This is a genomic window from Dehalococcoidia bacterium (genome assembly GCA_041653995.1).
In the GTDB taxonomy this organism is placed as follows: domain Bacteria; phylum Chloroflexota; class Dehalococcoidia; order GIF9; family UBA5629; genus CAIMUM01.
Map to the genome: position 1 here is coordinate 1 of JBAZEK010000047.1, position 3,872 is coordinate 3,872.

Sequence of the window (3,872 nt, forward strand, 5' to 3'; positions counted from 1 at the left end):
GCTGTTGGAGGCCGCGCCCCGTGTCCCGCTGTTGGAGGCCGCGCCCCGTGTCCCGCTGTTGGAGGCCGCGCCACAGTCGCCGCTGTTGGAGGCCGCGCCACAGTCGCCGCTGTTGGAGGCCGCGCCCCGTGTCCCGCTGTTGGAGGCCATCTTTTTTTCTTCTTTGTTTTCCGTAAGGGTTGTTTTAGTGGCTTTCTCGAAAACGAACTTAACCGCCGAAGATATGTAAGCATGGAGAGATATTTCGGCCCCAATTTTAAGGTGCGAAACCGAAACCTTGCTATCTCCTCCTACCCCTTTTGAAAACTCACCACACCCCTCGACTTCGGCATATCGGGAAGTCCCAGGAGGGTAATACCCGAAAACATCAAGAGGATTTTCGCAGAAATGGAAACCGCTCTCACAAGCCTTAACTTCTCCTTTGTGGTCATATTCTTCCCCCGGCTTAAACTGGAATTTATTACAGGTCCAGTCTTGGCCGAAGCCCTTAAACCCTTTTATCACGTTAGATTTCATTTCGCGCCTCCCACTAATGCCATGCTCTGCATCTCCGTCAGTTCCTTAACAAGCCCGTCAACCTCTGCCAGGAACGCCGATACCTCCGCTTCCAGTTCCTTGATTATCTTCTCGTCCCGCTTGATTCGGGTTACGAAGAAGGTCAGGCCCTCGGGCATACGGGGATCGTAGGACACGAAGTCGCACCACTTCCTGCCGGTGCAGGCCATCTGCCACATCATTTGAGTTATATACTTCGCCTCCGGCTTCTGGCTCCGCAGCGTTTTGATGTGGGTCGCGCTATTGGGGCACTTGATTTCCAAGAGGCCGTCCTCCCCTACCAGACCATCGGGCGAGGCTCCAGACATGGGGATTGAGTGGTGTTCCACCATCCCGACCTCTACTACCTCAACGCCTTTAACTTGGCAGTATTCGGCCCTCGCTTCCGGTTCGTGTTCAGTCCCCCAGTCCATAGCCGCGTTGGTGTAGGACTCTGCCCTAGAGCCGGTAATGCGCTCTAGGGCAAGTTCCACCTTGTAATTCTCCCGGCTCGTACTGTAACCGGATTTCGTCTTGGCTACGACATCCACTATCCGGCTTGCCGTTGCCTTGCCGAGGCGTTGGGCGAACCATTCTTCCGTTCTCTGTTCCATCACGCCTCCTCTATCTTGGTGATTTCAAAGACCGCCCCAGCGGGCACGACTTCGGCCTTAACCTTTAACCCCTTGTCCATAAGGTCGCCGAACATCTGGCAGTCACCCTCCGCTTCCTCGGGGGAACCCTTTGCTATGTAGCACTTCTCCCCATCCAGTACGAGGCAGACGAAATTCTTTCCGGTAGGGGACACACCCTTGGTAACATCGTCTATCTTGCCGATGTAGGTCTTGGGCTTTATTGGGGTCTTAGGGGCCTCTGGGCGGGCCGGGGTGGGCTTTTCGTCACGTCCATGCCTATTAGTAGCGTCCGGGTCCTTAGTGTCGTCTATCAGGAATAAGCCGTTAAGGGCGTATTTTCGGGCGTAGGAGGAAGCGGAGCCGGTGATCTGCGCCGCATCCATGCCCTTCTTGATGTCTTCCTCTCTGGCATAGGCAGGGACCGAGGCTATTATCTTCCCCCCGTCAGTTAAAACAGCCGTCGCTTTTACATAGTAGCGGGTGCCGAGGTTGATTATTTCGTCCGGTAAGGTCAGTTCCAGGCCATGCTTTTTAAGCAGAGGCTTTACGGCCTCCAGTATATCCTCGCAACTCCGGTACTTGTACCCTCCAAATGCGTTCATCTGGCCCTTGGGGACCCTAAGCTCTGCCTGTATAGCAAGCAACTTGCTTTCCATGATTTGTCTCCTTACAGTTATTGCCGAAATCGTAGGGGGTTAGTCACTTCCCCCCATGTCTTACTTACCGGTGGTTTTGCCGAGGGCCTTTGCGGCCGCCGAGGCCAAGTCCTCCTTCTCCTGGGGGGAGAGGGCTTTTATCTCGGCGGCGAACTCCTCCGTCGTCTGCCCCGGCTTCTTACCGAAGAAGTCCATGAGGGCCCGCATCTCGCTTATGATTTCCATTTTTCCTCCTGTATTTGTCCGAATCGGTGCGGCGGGGGAGAATTTAACTCCCTTTGGCTTTGTTGGCCGGCAGGACTTCACGACCGCCAGCCCCGTCCCGTCACGCCGCAGATTGTTAAAAACCTAAAAACGCTTTGACCGCGTCACGCACGACTTCCGATATTGTGCGCCCTTTTCTCCGGGCATACTTGCTTATGCGTAGCTTGTACCCGTCGGGCAGGACTACGCAGATGGTGTCTTTGTGATACGGCTCTAAAGGCTTGCGATGTTTGTTGTTAAGCATACAGAAAGTATATTATTCTATTATCCTTTTGTCAAGGGACTTGATGGCCTTTTTGAAATAAACTATCTTCTCCCGCAGTTCCGCTTCCGAATACTTGACGGAGGACCGGGACAAACCCTCCAACTCCGCCAGAGCGATAGGCCCGATGATGGATTCATGTATCTCTCTCCACCGGGGGTTCGTTCGGGTCTGCTGCTCCAACGAATTACATAGATTGCACCACCCGAAGTTATTGCCCTCATGCCACCGGACGGCCAGGCAACCCCTTGGGATAAAATGCCCGCATACCTCCGTGGGCCGTCCGCATACTACGCAATGCGGGTCACGCGCCCTAATGTACAGGCTTGCAACCCGGTCGAGTTCTCGCTTGGCGCTCTGGTAGCTCATTTGCGCCCCCACCGTTCCGTGCGCTTTTCCACTTTGCCACAGACAGAGCACCTATAATATGCGGTCCTGGTGTATCGGTCTGGGTAGGACGCAATCATAATCCAGTCGTGCCTATGGCTCATATTATTACACCCTATCCCCGTCCGGGTTAAACCGAATCCAGCAGTTCTGCGGCCGGATCACCTGTAAGTCCTGCCCCAGAAGCGGGAGGAGTTCCGGTCGGCACTCGTTCCACAGATTGCGCTTACACCTGCGGGAGCCGGGTTCACCCTTAACGTAGTAGGGGCAGCCGTAGCAGAGGCGGGGAGTCATTGCGCCTCCACCAGGAACTGCTCTATCTTCCGACGGGCCTCTGCCCGGTTGGCCTCATACTGGCGATTATGCGCCTCGAATTTCTTCTTGTCGGCTTCGTAATCCGCCCGGAGTTCTTCCGCTTCCCGGTCCTCCATGTCCTTCATCGCCCGCACCCACTCCCACACGCAAGCGAGGACGATAGTGCCACCTATAACCGCCCCGAACGCCAGGAACATCACTATCTGCCAGGCCGCCATATTTGCGATTGATTCCATCATCAAGTTATCTCCTTTATTTCAGCCATCCTCTTTTTGCAGCAAGCCTTACATAGTCCGTGGCTGTAGCACCCCGAATACTCCGGCCTGTCCGCCGGCACATACCCATTAACCTTTCCGCAGTCAGCGCACACAGATATCATCTTGCCGATAGGGCAAGCCAATTGCTCGGCGGTCAGCACTTTGCCGGATATGGGGTCTTTGCGCGGTTCCATAACTATCACTCCCTTGCCTGTTCTATATATATTATAGCATATGTATATAGGCTGTCAAGGGCCTATTTTTGAGGCCGCTTCGTCAAGCCGGGCTCGGACCCACGAGGACAGATTGCGCCTGTCGGACTCTGCGGCACGGTGATAGTTGTCCAGCTCGGACTGCGAGAGCCAGACGGTCAGCATTTTTTTTGCGGATTTTTTCTTTGGCATTAGAGCCTCCTACTAAGGATATATATCTTATAGCAGATATATAGATATTATTCAAGACCCAAAAGAAAACCTCCCCCGGCTTTCCAGGGGAGGGCTACTATCAGACGGCTATCAGTCCAGCCGTTGGACCCGCCGGGAGGGGGACCCCCGGCTAAGAT

The 3,872-nt window shown here is 54.6% G+C and carries 8 protein-coding genes; all 8 read right to left on the reverse strand.

Translation table 11 applies throughout. The features are described 5' to 3' along the window. Positions 1–516 (reverse strand): hypothetical protein (locus WC359_15065; protein ID MFA5401770.1); only part of this gene is annotated, 516 nt, incomplete at its 3' end. Further along, a complete protein-coding gene (locus WC359_15070; protein ID MFA5401771.1) occupies positions 513–1,148 on the reverse strand; it encodes a lambda exonuclease family protein in 636 nt (211 codons plus the stop codon). The genes WC359_15065 and WC359_15070, both read right to left, overlap by 4 nt. After that, positions 1,148–1,825: an ERF family protein gene (locus WC359_15075; protein MFA5401772.1), complete on the reverse strand. Its 678-nt coding sequence runs from the start codon at positions 1,823–1,825 to the stop codon at positions 1,148–1,150. Before WC359_15075 ends, WC359_15070 begins: the two co-directional genes overlap by 1 nt. 60 nt (positions 1,826–1,885) lie before the next feature. After that, complete coding sequence (locus WC359_15080; GenBank protein ID MFA5401773.1) at positions 1,886–2,050, reverse strand: hypothetical protein; 165 nt, start codon at positions 2,048–2,050, stop codon at positions 1,886–1,888. A 295-nt stretch (positions 2,051–2,345) separates the two neighbouring features. Next, the gene (locus tag WC359_15085; GenBank protein MFA5401774.1) at positions 2,346–2,720 is read right to left on the reverse strand and encodes a hypothetical protein; all 375 of its coding nucleotides are present in this window, start codon (positions 2,718–2,720) and stop codon (positions 2,346–2,348) included. A gap of 308 nt (positions 2,721–3,028) precedes the next feature. Next, positions 3,029–3,292, reverse strand: coding sequence for a hypothetical protein (locus tag WC359_15090; GenBank protein MFA5401775.1), 264 nt, complete (start codon positions 3,290–3,292; stop codon positions 3,029–3,031). Next, entirely contained in the window at positions 3,292–3,504 is a 213-nt protein-coding gene (locus WC359_15095) for a hypothetical protein (GenBank protein MFA5401776.1), read from the reverse strand. Before WC359_15095 ends, WC359_15090 begins: the two co-directional genes overlap by 1 nt. A gap of 54 nt (positions 3,505–3,558) precedes the next feature. Next, positions 3,559–3,714, reverse strand: a complete 156-nt coding sequence (locus tag WC359_15100; GenBank protein MFA5401777.1) for a hypothetical protein — start codon at positions 3,712–3,714, stop codon at positions 3,559–3,561. Between the last annotated feature and the right edge of the window lie 158 nt (positions 3,715–3,872).

What these genes read in the sequence shown, in the direction of transcription:
- WC359_15085 (MFA5401774.1), bottom strand. Translation starts at nt 2,720, where the DNA reads ATGAGCTACCAGAGCGCCAAGCGAGAACTCGACCGGGTTGCAAGCCTG.
- WC359_15070 (MFA5401771.1), bottom strand. Translation starts at nt 1,148, where the DNA reads ATGGAACAGAGAACGGAAGAATGGTTCGCCCAACGCCTCGGCAAGGCA.
- WC359_15080 (MFA5401773.1), bottom strand. Translation starts at nt 2,050, where the DNA reads ATGGAAATCATAAGCGAGATGCGGGCCCTCATGGACTTCTTCGGTAAG.
- WC359_15090 (MFA5401775.1), bottom strand. Translation starts at nt 3,292, where the DNA reads ATGATGGAATCAATCGCAAATATGGCGGCCTGGCAGATAGTGATGTTC.
- WC359_15095 (MFA5401776.1), bottom strand. Translation starts at nt 3,504, where the DNA reads ATGGAACCGCGCAAAGACCCCATATCCGGCAAAGTGCTGACCGCCGAG.
- WC359_15100 (MFA5401777.1), bottom strand. Translation starts at nt 3,714, where the DNA reads ATGCCAAAGAAAAAATCCGCAAAAAAAATGCTGACCGTCTGGCTCTCG.
- WC359_15075 (MFA5401772.1), bottom strand. Translation starts at nt 1,825, where the DNA reads ATGGAAAGCAAGTTGCTTGCTATACAGGCAGAGCTTAGGGTCCCCAAG.